General features: G+C 70.1%; 17 protein-coding genes. 3 read left to right on the forward strand and 14 right to left on the reverse strand.

Translation table 11 applies throughout. The features are described 5' to 3' along the window. The first annotated feature begins 235 nt into the window (after nucleotides 1-235). From fahA to ACZ6TU_RS03580, 3 genes are read left to right on the forward strand one after another with little or no spacing between them, the layout of a single operon-like run. Complete coding sequence (gene fahA / locus ACZ6TU_RS03570; protein WP_467672203.1) at nucleotides 236-1,447, forward strand: fumarylacetoacetase; 1,212 nt, start codon at nucleotides 236-238, stop codon at nucleotides 1,445-1,447. 53 nt (nucleotides 1,448-1,500) lie between these two features. Then, nucleotides 1,501-1,665, forward strand: coding sequence for a hypothetical protein (locus ACZ6TU_RS03575; protein ID WP_467672205.1), 165 nt, complete (start codon nucleotides 1,501-1,503; stop codon nucleotides 1,663-1,665). A 37-nt stretch (nucleotides 1,666-1,702) separates the two neighbouring features. Next, nucleotides 1,703-2,641 carry a M56 family metallopeptidase gene (locus tag ACZ6TU_RS03580; protein WP_467672590.1) on the forward strand — a complete coding sequence of 313 codons (939 nt, stop codon included), beginning with the start codon at nucleotides 1,703-1,705 and terminating at the stop codon, nucleotides 2,639-2,641. Nucleotides 2,642-2,975: 334 nt separating this feature from the next. Here ACZ6TU_RS03580 and recQ read toward each other — a convergent pair whose 3' ends face one another. The 14 genes from recQ to ACZ6TU_RS03650 all read right to left on the reverse strand — a co-directional run bounded on the left by recQ (nucleotide 2,976) and on the right by ACZ6TU_RS03650 (nucleotide 21,180). After that, nucleotides 2,976-5,036 (reverse strand): DNA helicase RecQ, encoded by a 2,061-nt coding sequence (gene recQ / locus ACZ6TU_RS03585; protein WP_469546328.1) that lies wholly within the window; start codon nucleotides 5,034-5,036, stop codon nucleotides 2,976-2,978. A 433-nt stretch (nucleotides 5,037-5,469) separates the two neighbouring features. Beyond that, on the reverse strand, nucleotides 5,470-7,119 hold the full coding sequence (gene nuoN, locus ACZ6TU_RS03590) for an NADH-quinone oxidoreductase subunit NuoN (RefSeq protein WP_467672209.1): 1,650 nt from the start codon (nucleotides 7,117-7,119) through the stop codon (nucleotides 5,470-5,472). Next, nucleotides 7,116-8,687 (reverse strand): NADH-quinone oxidoreductase subunit M, encoded by a 1,572-nt coding sequence (locus ACZ6TU_RS03595; RefSeq protein ID WP_467672211.1) that lies wholly within the window; start codon nucleotides 8,685-8,687, stop codon nucleotides 7,116-7,118. Before ACZ6TU_RS03595 ends, nuoN begins: the two co-directional genes overlap by 4 nt. 5 nt (nucleotides 8,688-8,692) lie before the next feature. After that, nucleotides 8,693-10,657, reverse strand: a complete 1,965-nt coding sequence (gene nuoL, locus ACZ6TU_RS03600; protein WP_467672212.1) for an NADH-quinone oxidoreductase subunit L — start codon at nucleotides 10,655-10,657, stop codon at nucleotides 8,693-8,695. A 15-nt stretch (nucleotides 10,658-10,672) separates the two neighbouring features. Next, nucleotides 10,673-10,972, reverse strand: a complete 300-nt coding sequence (gene nuoK / locus ACZ6TU_RS03605; protein ID WP_003992252.1) for an NADH-quinone oxidoreductase subunit NuoK — start codon at nucleotides 10,970-10,972, stop codon at nucleotides 10,673-10,675. After that, complete coding sequence (locus ACZ6TU_RS03610) at nucleotides 10,969-11,811, reverse strand: NADH-quinone oxidoreductase subunit J (RefSeq protein ID WP_467672214.1); 843 nt, start codon at nucleotides 11,809-11,811, stop codon at nucleotides 10,969-10,971. Before ACZ6TU_RS03610 ends, nuoK begins: the two co-directional genes overlap by 4 nt. After that, nucleotides 11,808-12,449: an NADH-quinone oxidoreductase subunit NuoI gene (gene nuoI, locus ACZ6TU_RS03615; protein ID WP_467672216.1), complete on the reverse strand. Its 642-nt coding sequence runs from the start codon at nucleotides 12,447-12,449 to the stop codon at nucleotides 11,808-11,810. Before nuoI ends, ACZ6TU_RS03610 begins: the two co-directional genes overlap by 4 nt. Beyond that, the gene (gene nuoH / locus ACZ6TU_RS03620; RefSeq protein ID WP_467672218.1) at nucleotides 12,442-13,818 is read right to left on the reverse strand and encodes an NADH-quinone oxidoreductase subunit NuoH; all 1,377 of its coding nucleotides are present in this window, start codon (nucleotides 13,816-13,818) and stop codon (nucleotides 12,442-12,444) included. The genes nuoI and nuoH overlap by 8 nt, the downstream gene beginning before the upstream one ends. Further along, nucleotides 13,815-16,319 carry an NADH-quinone oxidoreductase subunit G gene (locus ACZ6TU_RS03625; RefSeq protein ID WP_467672220.1) on the reverse strand — a complete coding sequence of 835 codons (2,505 nt, stop codon included), beginning with the start codon at nucleotides 16,317-16,319 and terminating at the stop codon, nucleotides 13,815-13,817. The genes nuoH and ACZ6TU_RS03625 overlap by 4 nt, the downstream gene beginning before the upstream one ends. Then, a complete protein-coding gene (nuoF, locus tag ACZ6TU_RS03630; protein WP_467672222.1) occupies nucleotides 16,316-17,662 on the reverse strand; it encodes an NADH-quinone oxidoreductase subunit NuoF in 1,347 nt (448 codons plus the stop codon). The genes ACZ6TU_RS03625 and nuoF overlap by 4 nt, the downstream gene beginning before the upstream one ends. Beyond that, entirely contained in the window at nucleotides 17,662-18,573 is a 912-nt protein-coding gene (nuoE, locus tag ACZ6TU_RS03635; RefSeq protein ID WP_467672224.1) for an NADH-quinone oxidoreductase subunit NuoE, read from the reverse strand. Before nuoE ends, nuoF begins: the two co-directional genes overlap by 1 nt. Further along, nucleotides 18,570-19,892, reverse strand: a complete 1,323-nt coding sequence (locus tag ACZ6TU_RS03640) for an NADH-quinone oxidoreductase subunit D (protein ID WP_467672226.1) — start codon at nucleotides 19,890-19,892, stop codon at nucleotides 18,570-18,572. Before ACZ6TU_RS03640 ends, nuoE begins: the two co-directional genes overlap by 4 nt. Then, a complete protein-coding gene (locus tag ACZ6TU_RS03645; RefSeq protein ID WP_467672228.1) occupies nucleotides 19,889-20,629 on the reverse strand; it encodes an NADH-quinone oxidoreductase subunit C in 741 nt (246 codons plus the stop codon). The genes ACZ6TU_RS03640 and ACZ6TU_RS03645 overlap by 4 nt, the downstream gene beginning before the upstream one ends. After that, a complete protein-coding gene (locus ACZ6TU_RS03650) occupies nucleotides 20,626-21,180 on the reverse strand; it encodes a NuoB/complex I 20 kDa subunit family protein (RefSeq protein WP_018528252.1) in 555 nt (184 codons plus the stop codon). The genes ACZ6TU_RS03645 and ACZ6TU_RS03650 overlap by 4 nt, the downstream gene beginning before the upstream one ends. Nucleotides 21,181-21,187: the final 7 nt, after the last annotated feature.

The following is a 21,187-nucleotide window of genomic DNA, read 5'->3' on the forward strand; positions in this document are numbered from 1 at the left end:
ACCGCTCCGTCAAGATTGCGTCGTGTCCTGTGGATAACTTCCGGCACGCACGAATGTGGCTTCCCGTCCGCCGCGCCGGAGTCGCACCGCCCGGTCCCACCCAGGCCCACCTGCCCCGTTCGTCCGTATCCGCCTCCTCGGACACTGCCCAGGACGGGTGTGCCACCCGTAACGTGTGGCACGACCACGAACACGTGGCGACGACACGGCACACCCGAAAGCGAGGCAGCACCCGATGCCCCCCTTCGATGTCCCCGAGGGCGACCCCTTCGGTCCGCACAACCTGCCGTACGGCGTGTTCTCCCTCCCCGGCTCCTCCCACCGGACCGTGGGCGTCCGGCTCGGCGACCACGTACTGGACGCCGGCGCGGCGGCCCACGCACTCGGCTCCCCGTACGCCTCCCTGCTCGCGCAGCCGACCCTCAACCCGCTGCTGGCCGCAGGCCGCACGGCCTGGTCGGACGTACGCCGGGCGCTGACGGCATGGGTGTCCGTGCCGTCCCACCGTGAGACGGTCGAACCGATGTTCCACCCCCTGTCCTCGGTGACCCTGCACCTCCCCTTCGAGGTCGCGGACTACGTCGACTTCTACGCGTCCGAGAACCACGCCCGGAACGTCGGCCGGATGTTCCGCCCCGACGCCGAGGACTCCCTGACCCCCAACTGGAAGCACCTGCCGATCGGCTACCACGGCCGCTCCGGGACGGTCGTCGTCTCGGGCACGGACGTCGTACGCCCCTCGGGCCAGCGCAAGGCGCCCACGGACCCGGCTCCCGTCTTCGGCCCGTCCGTCCGCCTGGACATCGAGGCGGAGGTCGGCTTCGTGGTCGGCGTGCCGTCCCGGATGGGTGAGCCGGTGCCGCTCGACGACTTCCGCGAGCACGTCTTCGGTCTCTGCCTCCTCAACGACTGGTCCGCGCGCGACATCCAGGCCTGGGAGTACGTCCCGCTCGGCCCGTTCCTCGGCAAGTCCTTCGCCACGTCGGTGTCGGCGTGGATCACCCCGCTGGACGCCCTGGAGGAGGCCCGGGTGGCTCCGCCGGCCCGGACGCACGAGTTGCTGCCCTACCTGGACGACAGCGACGAGGAACCCGGCGGCTACGACCTGCGGATCACCGTCGCCGTGAACGGCCACGTCGTCTCGGAGCCGCCCTTCTCCACCATGTACTGGACGGCGGCCCAGCAACTGACCCACATGACCGTCAACGGCGCCTCCCTGCGCACCGGCGACCTGTACGGCTCGGGCACGGTCAGCGGCCCGGCGGACCGCGAGCGCGGCTCCCTCCTCGAACTGACCTGGAACGGCCGCGACCCGCTCGAACTCCCCGACGGCAAGCGGACGTTCCTGGAGGACGGCGACGTGGTGACCCTGTCGGCCTGGGCCCCGGGGCCGGACGGGGTGCGGGTGGGGCTGGGCGAGGTGACGGGGCGGGTGGTGCCGGCCTGACGGCGCTCCGCCGGCCCGGATCTGGCCGACATTCGCCCCTCCCGGCTCTTCTGATGCCGCTCGACCCCTGCCTCACACCGCCCGGCACCGTCATACTGGGCATCGGGCGGTGTGCCCGCACGCATGCGGTGCACAGCACGTTCGGCGCGCTCGTCGGTGAGCGCTTCAGCCGCGTCACCGGCGTGTTCAGCAGCCGCCCTCCCCCGCACGACCCGTAGCCGCCCCTCTTCCGACCAGGAACCGGAGCCCGTGGCAATGACCGTCTGCCTGCTCCTGCTGAGCGTTGTCGCCGTGTCGGCCGCCGTACCCGTTCCCCGTGCGCTGACCCGGGCCGCCTGGCCCGAGCGGGAACCGGTGGTCGCGCTGTGGGTGTGGCAGTGCCTGGTCGCCACCGTCCTGCTGTGCTGCGTGACGGCACTCGCCCTGGGCGCGGCCGCAGTCTTCGGCACGGTCCGCGCCCAGCTCTTCGCCCCGGCTCCGCCCGCGGTGACGGCGGCGTACGACCTGTCCACCACCCCGCCGGGGGCCGCCGCCCTCACCCTGCTGCTGGCCTGCGGTGCCGCCTGGACGACCGCGATGCTCGCGCGTGAACTCGTCGAGGCGCGCCGGCGCCGCGCCCAGGCCCGGGCCCACCTCCGCGAACGCGCCCCCGACCTGCCGGCCGGCCTGCCCGCCGCCCGCGGCCCCCTCCTGGTCCTGGAGGACGAATACCCCGACGCCTGGTGGATGCCCGGCAACCCGCCCCAGCTGATCGTCACCACGGGCGCCCTGCACCGCCTCACGGACCACCAGCTCGACGCCGTCCTCACCCACGAGCGCGGCCACGCCCGCGCCCGCCACGACTGGCTGCTGCACCTGTCCACCGCCCTGGCCACCGGTTTCCCCCGCGTCCCGCTGTTCGCCCACTTCTGTGACCAGACGCACCGCCTGGTCGAACTGGCCGCCGACGACACGGCCTCCCGCCGCTGCGGCCACCTGACCACGGCCCTGGCCCTGATCGAGCTCAACCAGCACCGCGGCGTCCTGTCCTGCGCCTCCAGCCACCGCCTGCTGGGCGAGCGGGTCGACCGGCTCCTGGAACCGCCGCCCCGGCTGGGCCGCCGGCACCGGGCCCTGACGACCACCACGGCCGCGCTGGTACCGCTGCTGCCCCTGCTGATCGTGTTCGCGCCGGGGCTGACCGCCCTGTCGTAGCCGTATGGGCCCGGGCGGGCGGTGGCGGACCTCGGGCTCCGTCGTGCTGCCGGGCGCGCTGCCCGGGGTGTTCGGCGGCCTGTCCGTCGGCATCGGCGTCTCATGGATCTGTGTGATCCCGCCGGGATGACCTTCGACGAACGGGGCCGGTTACCGCACCTGGCAGGACCGCAAGGCCGTCGACCACCCAGGCGTCTTCGTCGGCATGGTCACCACCGGCGTGCTCGGGCACTGTGCCCGCCGCGCGGCGCGGCCGAGGGCGCAGGCCAACGCCCGGGCCGGACCGACACCCAGCTCTGCCGATGCCCTGCCCTGCCCCTGCCGGAGCTCGGCCCTATATCCAGTCGGGCTCCGGCTCCTCGTCCAGCTCCGGCCACTCGTCCGGCTCGCCCGCGCCCTGGCCGGGCGCCTCAGCCACGGTCGAGCCGGCCACCGCTTCCGAGCCGGCCGCCGGGGCCGCACCCTGCGGGCCGCCCAGCGACGCGAGCACCTCCAGCACACCCTCCCCGTACGTCGCGAGCTTCTTCTCCCCCACCCCGCTGATCCCACCGAGCTCGGCCACCGAGCCCGGCCACACCGTGGCGATCTCCCGCAGTGTGGCGTCGTGGAAGATGACGTACGCCGGGACACCCTGCTCGCGAGCCTGCTCGGCCCGCCAGGCGCGCAGCGCCTCGAAGGCCGGCAGCAGTTCCTCGGGCAGCTCGGCGGCAGCCGTCTTGCTCTTGCGCTCGCCCCGCCCGGAGCCCGCGGACCCCGACGCTCCCGACCGGGAGGTCACCGGCTTCTTCGGCTCCTTTCGCAGCGGCACCTCCCGCTCCCGCCGCAGCACCTCCCCGCTCGCCTCGGTCAGCACCAGCGTGCCGTACTCGCCCTCCACCGCGAGCAGCCCTTGGGCCAGCAACTGCCGGACCACACCGCGCCATTCGCCCTCGGTCAGCTCGTCGCCGATGCCGAACACCGACAGCTGGTCGTGGTCGAACTGGATCACCTTGCCGGTCCGCTTGCCCAGCAGGATGTCGACGATCTGCACCGCGCCGAACTTCTGCCCGCGCTCCCGCTGCAACCGCACCACCGTCGACAGCACCTTCTGTGCCGCGATCGTGCCGTCCCAGGTCTCCGGCGGGGTCAGGCAGGTGTCGCAGTTGCCGCATCCGGCCGGGTCCGGGTCCTGACCGAAGTAGGCGAGGAGCTGGCCCCGGCGGCACTGGGCCGTCTCGCACAGCGCCAGCATCGAGTCCAGGTGCGACTGCGCCCGCCGCCGGAAGGCCTCGTCGCCCTCTCCGGACTGGATCAGCTTGCGCTGCTGTATGACGTCGTTCAGCCCGTACGCCATCCAGGCCGTCGACGGCAGCCCGTCACGCCCCGCCCGGCCCGTCTCCTGGTAGTAGCCCTCGACCGACTTGGGCAGGTCGAGGTGGGCGACGAAGCGTACGTCCGGCTTGTCGATGCCCATGCCGAAGGCGATGGTCGCCACCACGACCAGGCCCTCCTCGCGCAGGAAGCGGGACTGGTGGGCCGCGCGCGTGCCCGCGTCCAGGCCCGCGTGGTACGGCACCGCCTCGATGCCGTTGCGGCTCAGGAACTCGGCCGTCTTGTCGACCGAGTTGCGCGACAGGCAGTAGACGATGCCCGCGTCGCCCGGGTGCTCCTCGCGCAGGAAGCTCAGCAGCTGCTTCTTCGGGTCCGCCTTCGGCACGATCCGGTACTGGATGTTGGGCCGGTCGAAGCTCGCCACGAAGTGCCGGGCCGTCGGCATGTTCAGCCGCTCGGTGATCTCCTGGTGCGTCGCGCGCGTGGCCGTCGCCGTGAGCGCGATCCGCGGTACGTCCGGCCAGCGCTCGCCGAGCAGCGACAGCGCCAGGTAGTCCGGCCGGAAGTCGTGGCCCCACTGGGACACGCAGTGCGCCTCGTCGATCGCGAAGACGGAGATCTTCCCGCGTGAGAGCAGGTCGAGCGTGTTCTCCAGCCGCAGCCGCTCCGGCGCCAGGTACAGCAGGTCCAGCTCGCCGGCCAGGAACTCGGCCTCCACCATCCGCCGCTCGTCGAAGTCCTGCGTGGAGTTCATGAACCCGGCCCGCACGCCCAGCGCCCGCAGCGCGTCCACCTGGTCCTGCATCAGGGCGATGAGCGGGGAGACGACCACACCCGTACCGGGCCTGACCAGGGACGGGATCTGGTAGCACAGCGACTTGCCGCCGCCGGTCGGCATGAGCACGACAGCGTCGCCGCCCGCGACCACATGATCGATGACCGCTTCCTGCTCGCCCCGGAAGGCCCCGTAGCCGAAGACCCGGTGCAGCGCGGACAGCGCCTCGCTCGCGTCGGCGCCGAGGGACCCGGCCGGGCCACTGCCCGCACCGATCCCGGTCCCGGTCACCGCGTCCAGTTCCGTCATCACACCCGTCCCGCCCGTAGCGCCCATCGTTCCGTCCCCCGTGCGTCGCGCCTCGACCACTGCGTCCACCATAGGTGCCCGCACCGACAGCCCCGGAGTTATCCACAGGCCGCTCTCCTCGTTCGCATCAAGGACACGACAGTCGTTCACACGTTCGCGCGAGACCTGCCCTTTTCCGCCCGACAGCCTGAAAGCCCCGGCGAGACTCCGCCCCGTGGGAGCACTGATGAGCGTCGCACCGAAGGCGTCCACGCCGAGCCGGCCGACCCCGCCGGAAGGCGGCTGAACCGCCGACGACCCCGTTCCCCGTAGACCTGGACCTCACCGGCATCAAGCCACGCCGCAAGGGCGGCGAGTGACCACCACGACGCCAAGGACAGCGGCCCGGCTCCCCGAGAGGGAAGCCGGGCCGCTGTCTCACAGCAGGAGGGCGTCAGCGGACGAACACCCCCGCCTGCCCCGCCAGATCCAGGAAGTACTGCGGCGCCACACCGAGCACCAGCGTGACCGCCACGCCCACCCCGATCGCCGTCATCGTCAGCGGTGACGGCACGGCCACCGTCGGGCCCTCCGGCCGCGGCTCACTGAAGAACATCAGCACGATGACGCGGATGTAGAAGAACGCCGCGATCGCCGACGAGATCACACCGATCACGACCAGCGGGGCGGCCCCGCCCTCCGCCGCCGCCTTGAACACGGCGAACTTCCCGGCGAAGCCGGAGGTCAGCGGAATGCCCGCGAAGGCCAGCAGGAACACCGCGAACACGGCCGCCACCAGCGGCGAACGCCGGCCGAGTCCCGCCCACTTGGACAGGTGCGTCGCCTCGCCGCCCGCGTCCCGTACGAGCGTGACCACCGCGAAGGCACCGATCGTCACGAACGAGTACGCCGCCAGGTAGAACAGCACCGACGACACGCCGTCCGGCGTGGTCGCGATGACACCCGCGAGGATGAACCCGGCGTGTGCGATCGACGAGTACGCCAGCAGCCGCTTGATGTCTGTCTGCGTGATCGCGACGATCGCGCCGCCCAGCATGGTGACGATCGCCACGGCCCACATCACCGGCCGCCAGTCCCAGCGCAGCCCCGGCAGGACGACGTACAGCACCCGCAGCAGCGCACCGAACGCCGCCACCTTCGTCGCCGCCGCCATGAAGCCGGTCACCGGCGTCGGCGCGCCCTGGTACACGTCCGGCGTCCACATGTGGAACGGCACGGCACCCACCTTGAACAGCAGCCCCATCACCAGCAGCGCGGCGCCGACCAGCAGCAACGCGTCGTTGCCCATGGTGTCCGCGAGCGCCGGGTTGACGTCCGCGACCGTGCCGTCGACGACCTGCGCGATCGTCGCGTACGACATCGAGCCCGCGTAGCCGTACAGCAGCGCGATGCCGAACAGGGTGAACGCGGAGGCGAAGGCGCCGAGGAGGAAGTACTTGACCGCCGCCTCCTGCGACATCATCCGCTTGCGGCGGGCCAGCGCGCACAGCAGGTACAGCGGGAGCGAGAAGACCTCCAGCGCCACGAAGAGCGTCAGCAGGTCGTTGGCCGCCGGGAAGATCAGCATGCCGGCGACGGCGAACAGCAGCAGCGGGAACACCTCGGTGGTGGTGAACCCGGCCTTGACCGCCGCCTTCTCGCTGTCGCTGCCCGGCACGGACGCGGCCTGCGCGGCGAAGGAGTCGACCCGGTTGCCGTGCACCACCGGGTCGAGCCGCCGCTCGGCGAAGGTGAACAGGCCGACCAGGGCCGTCAGCAGGATCGTGCCCTGGAGGAAGAGGGCCGGTCCGTCGACGGCGATCGCGCCCATCGCCGCGATGCGCGCCTTGGTCGTGCCGTATCCATCGGCCGCGAGGGCGACGACCGCGGCGAAGGCCGCCGCGAGCGCGACGACGGACACGAACATCTGGACGTAATAACGCGATTTGCGCGGTACGAACGCCTCGACCAGGATCCCGACGATCGCCGCTCCGACGACGATCAGGGTGGGCGCCAACTGTCCGTACTCGAACTTCGGCGCGTCGATCTTGGTGATCGGTTCGGCCGCGGTTGTCCACAGGCTGTGGACGGCTGTTGCGCTCACTTGGCCGCCTCCACCTCGGGCTGGGGGTCCTTCTTCTGTACGTCGGACATGGTCTGTTTCACCGCAGGGTTGACGATGTCCGTGACGGGCTTCGGGTAGACGCCCAGGAAGATCAGCAGTACGACCAGCGGGGCGACGACCACGAGTTCACGCACCCTGAGGTCCGGCATCGCCGCGACCTCCGGTTTCACCGGGCCCGTCATCGTCCGCTGGTAGAGGACGAGGGTGTAGAGGGCGGCGAGCACGATGCCGAAGGTGGCGATGATGCCGATCACCGGATAGCGGGCGAACGTGCCGACCAGGACCAGGAACTCGCTCACGAACGGCGCCAGTCCCGGCAGGGAGAGGGTCGCCAGGCCGCCGATCAGGAACGTACCGGCCAGCACCGGGGCGACCTTCTGCACTCCGCCGTAGTCGGCGATGAGCCGTGAGCCGCGCCGGGAGATCAGGAAGCCCGCCACCAGCATCAGCGCGGCGGTCGAGATGCCGTGGTTGACCATGTAGAGCGTCGCCCCGGACTGGCCCTGGCTGGTCATCGCGAAGATGCCCATGATGATGAAGCCGAAGTGGGAGATCGACGCATAGGCGATCAGCCGCTTGATGTCCCGCTGGCCGACCGCGAGCAGCGCCCCGTAGATGATGCTGATCAGGGCCAGGACGAGGATGGCGGGCGTCGCCCACTTGCTCGCCTCCGGGAACAGCTGGAGGCAGAAGCGGAGCATCGCGAAGGTGCCGACCTTGTCGACGACCGCCGTGATGAGCACGGCGACCGGGGTGGTGGCCTCCTGCATCGCGTTGGGCAGCCAGGTGTGCAGCGGCCACAGCGGCGCCTTCACCGCGAAGGCGAAGAAGAAACCGAGGAACAGCCAGCGTTCGGTGTTGGTCGCCATGTCGAGCGAGCCGTTGGCGCGGGCCTCGGCGATCTCCGTGAGCGAGAAGTTCCCGGCGACCACGTACAGGCCGATCACCGCGGCCAGCATGATCAGACCGCCGACCAGGTTGTAGAGCAGGAACTTCACCGCCGCGTACGACCGCTGCGTCGCCGCCGTCTTCTCGCCGTGCTCGTGGGCACGGTCCCCGAAGCCGCCGATGAGGAAGTACATCGGGATCAGCATGGCTTCGAAGAAGATGTAGAAGAGGAAGACGTCGGTGGCCTCGAAGGAGAGGATCACCATCGCCTCGACGGCCAGGATCAGAGCGAAGAAGCCCTGCGTCGGCCGCCACCGAGTGCTGCCGGTCTCCAGCGGGTCGGCGTCGTGCCAGCCCGCGAGGATGATGAACGGGATCAGCAGCGCGGTCAGCGCGATCAGCGCCACCGCGATGCCGTCCACGCCCAGTTCGTAGCGGACACCGAAGTCCGCGATCCAGGCGTGGGACTCGGTGAGCTGGTAGCGCTCGCCGCCCGGGTCGAAACGCACCAGGACGGTGATCGCCAGGACGAGCGTGGCCAGCGAGAAGAGCAGCGCCAGCCACTTGGCGGCGGTGCGCTGCGCGGCCGGTACGGCGGCCGTGGCGATCGCCCCGACGGCCGGGAGCGCCGCTGTCACTGTCAGCAGAGGAAAGGACATCGGTATCAGACCGCCCTCATCAGCAGGGTCGCGGCGACGATGACCGCCGCGCCGCCGAACATCGAGACCGCGTAGGAGCGGGCGAAGCCGTTCTGCAGCCTGCGCATCCGCCCGGAGAGGCCGCCGACCGAGGCCGCCGTGCCGTTGACGACGCCGTCGACCAGGGTGTGGTCGACGTAGACCAGGGACCGCGTGAGGTGCTCGCCGCCGCGGACCAGGACGACGTGGTTGAAGTCGTCCTGGAGCAGGTCGCGCCGGGCGGCCCGGGTGAGCAGCGAGCCGCGCGGGGCGACGGCCGGGACCGGGCGGCGGCCGTACTGCGCCCAGGCGACGGCGACGCCGATGACCATCACCGCGACCGTGGCCAGCGTGACCGTGAGGGCGCTGATCGGCGGGTGGCCGTGGTCGTGTCCGGTGATGGGCTCCAGCCAGTGCATGAAGCGGTCGCCGATGCTGAAGAAGGCGCCGCCGGCCACCGACCCGACGGCCAGCACGATCATGGGGATCGTCATGACCTTGGGCGACTCGTGCGGGTGCGGCGGGGTGTACTCGCCGCGGGTCTCGGCGGCCGGCTCCACGTCCGGTTCGGCCGGGGACGGTGTCGGGGCGTTGCGCCAGCGCTCCTCGCCGAAGAAGGTCATCAGCATCACGCGCGTCATGTAGTACGCGGTGATGGCCGCGCCGAGCAGGGCGCAGGCGCCCAGGATCCAGCCCTCGGTGCCGCCCTTGGCGAACGCCGCCTCGATGATCTTGTCCTTGGAGAAGAAGCCGGACAGGCCCGGGAAACCGATGATGGCCAGATAGCCGAGGCCGAAGGTGACGAAGGTGACCGGCATGTACTTCCTCAGGCCGCCGTACCTCCTCATGTCCACCTCGTCGTTCATGCCGTGCATGACCGAACCGGCGCCGAGGAACAGCCCGGCCTTGAAGAAGCCGTGCGTCACCAGGTGCATGATCGCGAAGACGTAGCCGATCGGACCGAGGCCCGCGGCGAGGATCATGTAGCCGATCTGCGACATGGTCGAGCCGGCCAGGGCCTTCTTGATGTCGTCCTTCGCGCAACCGACGATCGCACCGAAGAGGAGCGTGACGGCACCGACGATGGTGACGACCAGTTGCGCGTCCGGGGCGCCGTTGAAGACGGCTCCGGAGCGGACGATCAGGTAGACGCCGGCCGTCACCATGGTCGCGGCGTGGATGAGGGCCGAGACCGGGGTCGGGCCCTCCATCGCGTCCCCGAGCCAGGACTGCAGCGGCACCTGGGCGGACTTGCCGCAGGCGGCGAGCAGCAGCATCAGGGCGATCGCGGTCAGCTTGTCCTCACCGGCGGCACCGGCGAGCCCGGCCTCCGTGTGGCTGCCGAGCACCGGCCCGAAGGCGAAGGTGCCGAACCACAGGAACATCAGCATGATCGCGATGGACAGGCCCATGTCGCCGACGCGGTTGACCAGGAAGGCCTTCTTCGCGGCCGTGGCGGCGCTGGGCTTGTGCTGCCAGAAGCCGATCAGCAGGTAGGAGGCGAGACCGACGCCCTCCCAGCCGACGTACAGCAGCAGGTAGTTGTCGGCGAGGACGAGCAGCAGCATCGCCGCGAGGAACAGGTTCAGGTAGCCGAAGAAGCGGCGGCGCCGCTCGTCGTGCTCCATGTACCCGACGGAGTAGAGGTGGATCAGCGATCCGACGCCCGTGATCAGCAGCACGAACGTCATGGACAGCTGGTCGAGCTGGAAGGCGATGTCCGCCTGGAAGCCTTCCACCGGGATCCAGCTGAACAGGTGCTGGGCCATGACCCGGTGTTCGGCGTCCTGGCCCAGCATGTCCGTGAACAGCACCAGGCCGAGCACGAAGGAGGCGGCCGCGAGCAGCGTGCCGATCCAGTGGCCGACGGCGTCCAGCCGGCGTCCGCCGCACAGCAGGACCGCCGCTCCGAGCAGGGGCGCCGCCACCAGCAGCGCAATCAGGTTCTCCACGATTCTTCCGACCCCTTACAGCTTCATCAGGCTGGCGTCGTCGACCGAGGCCGAGTGGCGGGCGCGGAACAGGGACACGATGATCGCGAGCCCGACCACGACCTCGGCGGCGGCGACGACCATCGTGAAGAAGGCGATGATCTGGCCGTCGAGGTTGCCGTGCATCCGGGAGAAGGCGACGAACGCGAGGTTGCAGGCGTTGAGCATGAGCTCGATGCACATGAACACGACGATCGCGTTGCGCCTGATCAGCACGCCGGTGGCACCGATCGTGAACAACAGGGCCGCGAGATAGAGATAGTTGACCGGGTTCACTTCGACGCCTCCTCGGGCCGCTTGAGGTTCGCCGGCCCGACCGCCCTGCGCTCCAGGCGCTCCTCGGACCGCTGTTCCAGGGCCTTGAGGTCGTTGAGCGCCTCCTGCGACACGTCACGGATCTGGCCGCGCTCGCGCAGCGTCTTGCTGACGGTGAGGTCGGACGGTGTGCCGTCGGGCAGCAGGCCCGCGATGTCGACCGCGTTGTGCCGGGCGTACACACCGGGGGCCGGCAGCGGCGGCAGTTGCTTGCCTTCGCGGACCCGCTCCTCGGAGAGTTCGCGCTGGGTCTTGGCGCGTTCGGTGCGCTCGCGGTGGGTGAGCACCATGGCGCCGACGGCGGCCGTGATGAGCAGGGCGCCGGTGATCTCGAACGCGAAGACGTACCTGGTGAAGAGGAGGGCGGCGATGCCCTCCACATTGCCCCCGGCGTTCGCCTGGCCGATGCCGTTGAACTCCTTGAGGGAGGCGTTGCCGATTCCGGCGATCAGCAGGACGCCGAAGCCGAGGCCGCACACCAGGGCCAGCCAGCGCTGGCCCTTGATGGTCTCCTTCAGGGAGTCCGCCGCGGTCACGCCGACGAGCATCACCACGAACAGGAACAGCATCATGATCGCGCCGGTGTAGACGATGATCTGCACGACGCCCAGGAAGTAGGCGCCGTTGGCGAGGTAGAACACCGCCAGGATGATCATGGTGCCGGCGAGGCAGAGCGCGCTGTGCACGGCTCTCTTCATGAGGATGGTGCACAGGGCGCCGATCACCGCGATCGTGCCGAGGATCCAGAACTGGACGGCCTCTCCGGTGGAGGTGGAGTAGGCGGCGAGCTGGGCGGTCATCGGTCGATCACCTTCTCCGACGCCGGTTCGGTCCCGCCGAAGGTCGAGTCGGCCTCCTGCACGACCTCGCCCTCGGAGTGGGCGACCTGGCGCTCCGTCCCGGGGGCGGCCTCGGTGACCAGGCCCCGGTAGTAGTCCTGCTCGTCCGTGCCCGGGTAGATGGCGTGGGGCGAGTCGACCATGCCCTCCTCCAGGCCGGCCAGCAGCTGCTCCTTGGTGTAGATGAGGTTGGCCCGGCTGGAGTCGGCCAGCTCGAACTCGTTCGTCATCGTCAACGCGCGCGTCGGGCACGCCTCGATGCACAGGCCGCACAGGATGCAGCGGGCGTAGTTGATCTGGTAGACGCGGCCGTACCGCTCGCCCGGCGAGTAGCGCTCCTCGTCGGTGTTGTCCGCGCCCTCCACGTAGATGGCGTCGGCGGGGCAGGCCCACGCGCACAGTTCGCAGCCGACGCACTTCTCCAGGCCGTCCGGATGGCGGTTGAGCTGGTGCCGTCCGTGGAAGCGCGGAGCCGTGGTCTTCTGCTGCTCCGGGTACTGCTCGGTCAGCCGCTTCTTGAACATGGCCTTGAAGGTCACGCCGAAGCCGGCCACCGGGTTCTGGAAACCGGGCTTGGTGTCCTTCGGTTCCTCAGCCATCGGACGCCTCCTTTCCATCCGTAGTTCCGCCCAGAGATTCGTCACTCTGAGTATCGGGCCCACCACTGACAATCAGCTCCCGCTCACGGCGCGAGCGGCGTCGCGGGACCGGTGGAAGCTCCTGTCCCGGCAGTGGCGGTACGGGGAATCCGCCCGCCATCGGGTCGAAGGCGGCCGGGGTCTCGGCCGGCGGCTCGGCCTGCTTCGACTTCTCGCGGAACATGTCGACGACGAAGGAGAGCACCAGCAGGGCCAGCACGCCGCCGCCGACGTAGAGGGCGACGTCGGCGAAGTCGTAGCCCTCGTTCCGCAGGGCCCGCACGGTGGCGACGAGCATCAGCCAGACCAGCGAGACCGGGATGAGGACCTTCCAGCCGAGCTTCATCAGCTGGTCGTAGCGGACGCGTGGGAGCGTGCCGCGGATCCAGATGAACATGAACAGCAGCAACTGGACCTTGACCGTGAACCAGAGCATCGGCCACCAGCCGTGGTTCGCGCCCTCCCAGAAGGTGCTGACCGGCCAGGGGGCCCGCCAGCCGCCGAGGAACAGCGTCGTGGCGACGGCCGAGACGGTCACCATGTTGACGTACTCGGCGAGCATGAACATCGCGAACTTGATCGACGAGTACTCGGTGTTGAAGCCGCCGACCAGGTCGCCCTCGGACTCCGGCATGTCGAAGGGGGCGCGGTTGGTCTCGCCGACCATCGTCACGATGTAGAGGACGAAGGAGAGCGGCAGCAGCAGGATGTACCAGCGGTCGGTCTGCTGCTCGACGATCGCCGACGTCGACATCGACCCCGAGTAGAGGAACACGGAGGCGAACGCGGCGCCCATCGCGATCTCGTACGAGATCATCTGCGCGCAGGAGCGGAGGCCGCCCAGCAGCGGGTAGGTGGATCCGGAACTCCAGCCCGCCAGCACGATGCCGTAGATGCCGACGGAGGCGACCGCGAGGATGTAGAGCATCGCGATCGGCAGGTCGGTGAGCTGCATCGTGGTGCGGTGGCCGAAGATCGAGATCTCGTTGCCGGCCGGGCCGAAGGGGATCACCGCGATCGCCATGAAGGCCGGGATGGCCGCGACGATCGGCGCGAGGACGTACACCGCCTTGTCCGCGCGCTTGACGATGACGTCTTCCTTGAGCATCAGCTTGATGCCGTCGGCGAGCGACTGGAGCATGCCCCAGGGGCCGTGCCGGTTGGGGCCGATGCGCAGCTGCATCCAGGCGACGACCTTGCGCTCCATGACGATGGAGATCAGCACGGTCACCATCAGGAAGGCGAAGCAGAACACCGCCTTGATGACGACCAGCCACCAGGGGTCGTGGCCGAACACCGAGAGGTCTTCAGCGGCGAGGTACGGGCTCATGCCTCCACCTCCTTGGGGGCCTCGCCGGCGAGGGTCGCCGGGCCGATGCGGACGAGGGAGCCGGGCCGCGCCCCGGTGTCGGAGGCGACGCCGCCGCCGGTGGAGTTCAGCGGGAGCCACACCACCCGGTCGGGCATCTCACTGATCTGGAGTGGGAGTTCGACGACTCCCTGGGGGCCGGTCACCGCGAGGAGGTCGCCGTCCTTGACGCCCGCCTCGGCGGCCGTCGCGGGCGACACACGCGCGCGTGCGGCGTGCCGGGTGCCTGCGAGTGCCTCGTCGCCCTGCTGGAGGACACCCTGGTCGAGCAGCAGCCGGTGTCCGGCGAGCACCGCCTCACCGGCGGCGGGACGGGGCAGAACGCCCGCCGTCTCCAGGGGTTCGGTGGCCCGCGGGCCGTCCCAGGCGCCGAGCCGGTCGATCTCCGCCCGTACGGTGCGCAGGTCGGGCAGTCCGAGGTGGACGTCCATGGCGTCGGCCACCATCTGCAGCACGCGCGCGTCTGTGGGTGCGAGGCGGCGGGTCATGTGGTCGGGCTTGAGCGCGGCCTCGAAGAAGCGGACCCGGCCTTCCCAGTTGAGGAAGGTGCCGGCCTTCTCGGCGACCGCGGCGACGGGCAGGACGACATCGGCCTTGCGGGTGATCTCGCTGGGCCGCAGTTCGAGCGAGACCAGGAAGCCGACCTCGTCGAGTGCCGCACGCGCGCGTGCCGGGTCGGGCAGGTCGGCGATCTCGACGCCCGCCACCAGCAGGGCCTGGAGTTCGCCGGTCGCGGCGGCCTCCACGATCTGGCCGGTGTCGCGGCCGTAGCGGTGCGGGAGGCCGGACACGCCCCAGACGCCGGCGACCTCGTCACGCGCGCGTGGGTCGGTGGCCGGACGCCCGCCCGGCAGCAGCGACGGCAGCGCGCCCGCCTCGATGGCGCCGCGCTCCCCGGCCCGGCGCGGGATCCACGCCAGCCGTGCTCCGGTCGCGGAGGCGGTTCGTCCGGCGGCGGCCAGGCCGCCGGCCACCGCGGCCAGCCGCTCGCCGACGACGATCACGGCGCCCTCGGCGCGCAGCGCCTCGGCGGCGAGAGCGCCGTCGTCCTCCAGGCCGACGTTGCTCGCGAGCGCGTCCAGCCACTCGGTCTCGGTGCCGGGGGCCGCCGGCAGCAGCGTCCCGCCGGCCTTCTCCAGACCGCGCGTGGCGTGCGTGGCCAGGGAGAAGACCTTCTGCCCGTGCTTGCGCCAGGCCTTGCGGAGCCGCAGGAAGACGCCGGGCGCCTCCTCCTCCGCCTCGAAACCGACCAGCAGGACGGCGGGGGCCTTCTCCAGTGCGGTGTACGTGACGCCCGTACCGTCGAGGTCCCGGCCGCGCCCGGCGACCTGGGCGGCCAGGAAGTCGGCCTCCTCGCCGCTGTGCACGCGCGCGCGGAAGTCGATGTCGTTGGTGTCGAGCGCCACGCGCGCGAACTTGCTGTACGCGTAGGAGTCCTCGATGGTGAGCCGGCCGCCGGTCAGGACGCCGGTGCGCCCCCGGGAGGCCAGCAGCCCCTGGGCCGCGATCTGAAGGGCCTCCGGCCAGGAGGCCGGTTCGAGATCGCCTTCGGCGTTGCGCACCAAAGGCGTCTCCAGCCGGTCCCGCTGCTGCGCGTACCGGAACGCGAACCGCCCCTTGTCGCAGATCCACTCCTCGTTGACCTCGGGGTCGTGGGCCGCGAGCCGCCGCATGACCTTGCCGCGCCGGTGGTCGGTGCGCGTGGCGCAGCCGCCGGAGCAGTGCTCGCAGACCGACGGGGACGAGACCAGGTCGAAGGGGCGGGAGCGGAATCGGTACGCCGCCGAGGTCAGCGCGCCGACCGGGCAGATCTGGATGGTGTTGCCGGAGAAGTACGACTCGAACGGGTCGCCCTCGCCGGTGCCGACCTGCTGGAGCGCGCCCCGCTCGATCAGCTCGATCATCGGGTCGCCCGCGACCTGGTTGGAGAACCGGGTGCAGCGGGCGCACAGCACGCAGCGCTCGCGGTCCAGCAGCACCTGCGTGGAGATCGGGACGGGCTTCTCGTAGGTCCGCTTGCGGCCGTCGAAGCGGGACTCGGCGTCGCCGTGCGACATGGCCTGGTTCTGCAGGGGGCACTCGCCGCCCTTGTCGCAGACCGGGCAGTCCAGCGGGTGGTTGATGAGCAGGAGCTCCATCACACCCTTCTGGGCCTTCTCGGCGACCGGGGAGGTGAGGTGGGTCTTGACCACCATCCCGTCGGTGCAGGTGATGGTGCAGGACGCCATGGGCTTGCGCTGGCCCTCGACTTCGACGATGCACTGGCGGCAGGCGCCGGCCGGGTCGAGGAGGGGGTGGTCGCAGAACCGGGGGATCTCGATGCCGAGCTGTTCGGCGGCCCGGATGACCAGGGTGCCCTTGGGCACGCTGATCTCGATGCCGTCGATCGTCAGCGTCACGAGGTCCTCCGGCGGGACCGCCGCCTCTCCCCCGCCTGAGGGAGCGTTGGTGGTCACGGTCATGCGTTCACCTCCGTGCGGTCGGCCCAGGCCGTCGACTTGGCCGGGTCGAAGGGGCAGCCCCGGCCCGTGATGTGCTGCTCGTACTCCTCGCGGAAGTACTTGAGCGAGGAGAAGATCGGCGAGGCGGCGCCGTCGCCGAGGGCGCAGAAGGACTTGCCGTTGATGTTGTCGGCGATGTCGTTCAGCTTGTCGAGGTCGGACATCTGTCCCTTGCCGGCCTCGATGTCGCGCAGCAGCTGCACGAGCCAGTACGTCCCTTCGCGGCAGGGCGTGCACTTGCCGCAGGACTCGTGGGCGTAGAACTCGGTCCAGCGCGTCACGGCCCGCACCACGCAGGTCGTCTCGTCGAAGCACTGGAGAGCTTTTGTGCCGAGCATGGAACCCGCGGCGCCCACTCCTTCGTAATCAAGAGGGACGTCGAGATGCTCATCGGTGAACATCGGGGTCGAGGAGCCGCCCGGCGTCCAGAACTTGAGGCGGTGCCCGGGACGCATCCCGCCGCTCATCTCGAGGAGCTGGCGGAGGGTGATCCCGAGCGGCGCCTCGTACTGACCGGGGCTGGCGACGTGGCCGGACAGGGAGTAGAGCGTGAAGCCGGGCGACTTCTCGCTCCCCATCGACCGGAACCAGTCCTTGCCCCGGTTCATGATCGCGGGAACCGACGCGATCGATTCGACGTTGTTCACCACAGTCGGGCACGCGTAGAGGCCCGCGACAGCGGGGAAGGGGGGACGGAGCCGCGGTTGACCCCGGCGGCCTTCGAGCGAGTCCAGCAGTGCGGTCTCCTCACCGCAGATGTACGCGCCCGCGCCCGCGTGCACGGTGATGTCGAGGTCGAGTCCGCTGCCCAGGATGTTCTCGCCGAGGAAGCCCGCCTCGTAGGCCTCGCGCACGGCCGAGTGCAACCGCCGCAGCACCGGGACGACTTCACCACGCAGATAGATGAAGGCGTGCGACGACCTGATGGCGTAACACGCGATGATCATGCCCTCGATGAGGCTGTGCGGGTTCGCGAGGAGGAGCGGGATGTCCTTGCACGTCCCGGGCTCCGACTCGTCGGCGTTGACAACCAGATAGTGCGGCTTTCCATCCCCCTGGGGAATGAACTGCCACTTCATCCCCGTGGGGAAGCCGGCGCCGCCGCGCCCGCGCAGACCGGAGTCCTTGACGTACGCGATCACGTCGTCCGGCGACATGGCGAGCGCCTTGCGAAGCCCTTCGTACCCGTCGTGCCGTCGGTACACGTCCAGCGTCCAGGACCTGTCCTCGTCCCAGAAGGCCGACAGCACCGGTGCGAGCAGCTTCTCGGGGCTCATGTCTTTCAGCTCGGGTGCCAAGGTCATCACTCCCCCTCCTCGGCGGCAGGCCCGGCCGTATCGGCAGGGCGGGGCGGAGCCCCTCCATCAGGGGCGGTGGGGGGCGACGGGTGGGAAGGGTCGGAGGCCGACGTGTCCTGCGGCGCGTCGTGCGAGCTCAAGTGCTCCGTCGGTGACGGCTCGTGCGGCTTGTCGTCCCGGGGCGCCTCGCCGCGCGGGTGCACCACGCGCGCGGGAGCGGACTCGCCCTTGGCGAGCTTCAGTCCGACCAGGGAGGCGGGTCCCGCGCTTCCCCCGGACTCGACGGCCCCGTCCCGCTCGTCGGGGAAACCGGCCAGGACCCGGGCGGTCTCCTTGAAGGTGCACATGGGCGCCCCGCGCGTGGGTGTGACCGGCCGTCCCGCGCGCAGGTCGTCGACGAGGCGCTTGACGCTCGCCGGGGTCTGGTTGTCGAAGAACTCCCAGTTGACCATCACGACCGGCGCGAAGTCGCAGGCCGCGTTGCACTCGATGTGCTCCAGGGTGACCTTGCCGTCGTCGGTGGTCTCGCCGTTGCCGACGCCCAGGTGCTCCTGGAGCTCCTCGAAGATCGCGTCCCCGCCCATCACGGCGCACAGGGTGTTGGTGCACACCCCCACCTGGTAGTCACCGCTCGGCCGGCGGCGGTACATGGTGTAGAAGGTGGCGACCGCGGTGACCTCGGCCGTGGTCAGGCCGAGCATGTCCGCGCAGAACCGCATCCCGGTGCGCGTGACGTGGCCTTCCTCGGACTGCACGAGGTGCAGCAGCGGCAGGAGGGCGGACCGGGAGTCCGGATAGCGGGCGATGACCTCGCGCGCGTCCGTCTCCAGACGGGCCCGGACGTCGTCCGGGTAGGCGGGTGCGGGCAGTTCGGGCATGCCCAGGCTGACGCCCCGCTCGGAAGAAGAGGTGGTCACCGGTCGACGCCTCCCATCACGGGGTCGATGGACGCGACGGCGACGATGACGTCGGCGACCTGGCCGCCCTCGCACATCGCCGCCATGGCCTGAAGGTTGGTGAAGGACGGGTCGCGGAAGTGGACCCGGTAGGGACGGGTGCCGCCGTCGGACACGACGTGCACCCCGAGTTCGCCCTTGGGCGACTCGACCGCCGCGTACGTCTGTCCCGGCGGGACGCGGAAGCCCTCGGTGACCAGCTTGAAGTGGTGGATCAGGGCCTCCATGGAGGTGCCCATGATCTTCTTGATGTGGTCGAGGGAGTTGCCGAGGCCGTCGGGCCCCAGGGCGAGCTGGGCCGGCCAGGCGATCTTCTTGTCGGCGACCATGACCGGGCCGGGCTGGAGCCGGTCCAGGCACTGCTCGACGATCCTGAGCGACTGCCGCATCTCCTCCAGGCGGATGAGGAAGCGGCCGTAGGCGTCGCAGGTGTCGGCGGTCGGGATGTCGAAGTCGTACGTCTCGTAGCCGCAGTAGGGCTGCGTCTTGCGCAGGTCGTGCGGCAGGCCGGCGGAGCGCAGGATCGGGCCGGTGGCGCCGAGGGCCATGCAGCCGGCCAGGTCGAGGTAGCCGATGTCCTGCATGCGGGCCTTGAAGATGGGGTTCCCGGTGGCGAGCTTGTCGTACTCCGGGAGGTTCTTCTTCATCTTCTTCACGAACTCGCGGATCTGGTCCACCGCACCGGGCGGCAGGTCCTGGGCGAGTCCGCCGGGGCGGATGTACGCGTGGTTCATCCGCAGGCCGGTGATCAGCTCGTAGATATCGAGAATGAGTTCACGATCACGGAATCCGTAGATCATGATCGTGGTGGCGCCGAGCTCCATGCCGCCGGTGGCGATGCACACCAGGTGCGACGACAGCCGGTTCAGCTCCATCAGGAGCACGCGGATGATCGAGGCGCGGTCCGGGATCTGGTCCTCGATGCCGAGGAGCTTCTCGACGCCGAGGCAGTACGCCGTCTCGTTGAAGAACGACGTCAGGTAGTCCATGCGCGTCACGAACGTGGTGCCCTGCGTCCACGTCCGGTACTCGAGGTTCTTCTCGATGCCGGTGTGCAGATAACCGATTCCGCAGCGGGCCTCGGTGACGGTCTCGCCGTCGATCTCCAGGATCAGGCGGAGCACGCCGTGCGTGGACGGGTGCTGTGGGCCCATGTTGACGACGATGCGCTCGTCGTCGGTGCGGGCCGCGGACTGGACGACCTCGTCCCAGTCGCCGCCGGTGACGGTGTAGACGGTGCCTTCGGTGGTCTCCCGAGGGGAGGCGTGCGATGTGCTCATGAGTACGACCTCCGCTGGTCCGGAGCCGGGATCTGGGCGCCCTTGTACTCGACGGGGATGCCGCCGAGGGGGTAGTCCTTACGCTGCGGGAAGCCCTGCCAGTCGTCCGGCATCATGATCCGCGTCAGGGCCGGGTGGCCGTCGAAGACGATGCCGAAGAAGTCGTAGGTCTCGCGCTCGTGCCAGTCGTTCGTCGGATAGACCGAGTACAGCGACGGGATGTGCGGGTCGCTGTCGGGGGCGCTGACCTCCAGGCGGATCAGCCGGTTGTGGGTGATCGAGCGCAGGTGGTAGACGGCGTGCAGCTCGCGGCCCTTGTCGTTCGGGTAGTGGACGCCGCTGACGCCGGTGCACAGCTCGAAGCGCAGGGCCGGGTCGTCGCGCAGGGTCCTGGCGACCCTCACCAGGTGCTCGCGCTCGATGTGGAAGGTCAGCTCGTCGCGGTCGACGACCGTCTTCTCGATGGCGTTCCCGGGGAGCAGTCCCTGCTCCTCCAGGGCGCCCTCCAGCTCGTCGGCGACCTCGTCGAACCAGCCGCCGTAGGGGCGGGTCGCCGGTCCCGGGAGCCGGACCGAGCGGACCAGGCCGCCGTAGCCGGAGGTGTCGCCGCCGTTGTTGGCGCCGAACATGCCGCGCTGGACGCGGATCTCCTCGCCGCCCTGGCCGCGCTGGCCCGGGAGGTTCGACGCGCTGAGGTCCTTCTCGGGGTTGACCCCGTGGTCGTTGGCGTCGCTCACCGCAGCAGCCCCTTCATCTCGATCGTGGGCAGGGCCTTGAGCGCCGCCTCCTCCGCCTCGCGGGCCGCCTCCTCGGCGTTCACGCCGAGCTTGGAGCTCTGGATCTTCTGGTGGAGCTTGAGGATGGCGTCCATCAGCATCTCCGGCCGTGGCGGGCAGCCGGGGAGATAGATGTCGACCGGCACGATGTGGTCGACGCCCTGGACGATGGCGTAGTTGTTGAACATGCCGCCGGAGGAGGCGCAGACCCCCATGGAGATCACCCACTTGGGGTTCGGCATCTGGTCGTAGACCTGCCGCAGCACAGGCGCCATCTTCTGGCTCACCCGGCCGGCGACGATCATCAGGTCCGCCTGGCGCGGTGAGCCCCGGAAGACCTCCATGCCGAAGCGCGCCAGGTCGTAGCGGCCGGCGCCGGTGGTCATCATCTCGATGGCACAGCAGGCGAGGCCGAACGTGGCGGGGAAGACGGACGACTTGCGCACCCAGCCCGCGGCCTGCTCGACGGTGGTCAGCAGGAAGCCGCTCGGCAGCTTTTCTTCGAGTCCCATGACGTGT

This window comes from Streptomyces sp. NPDC052064 (genome assembly GCF_055585925.1).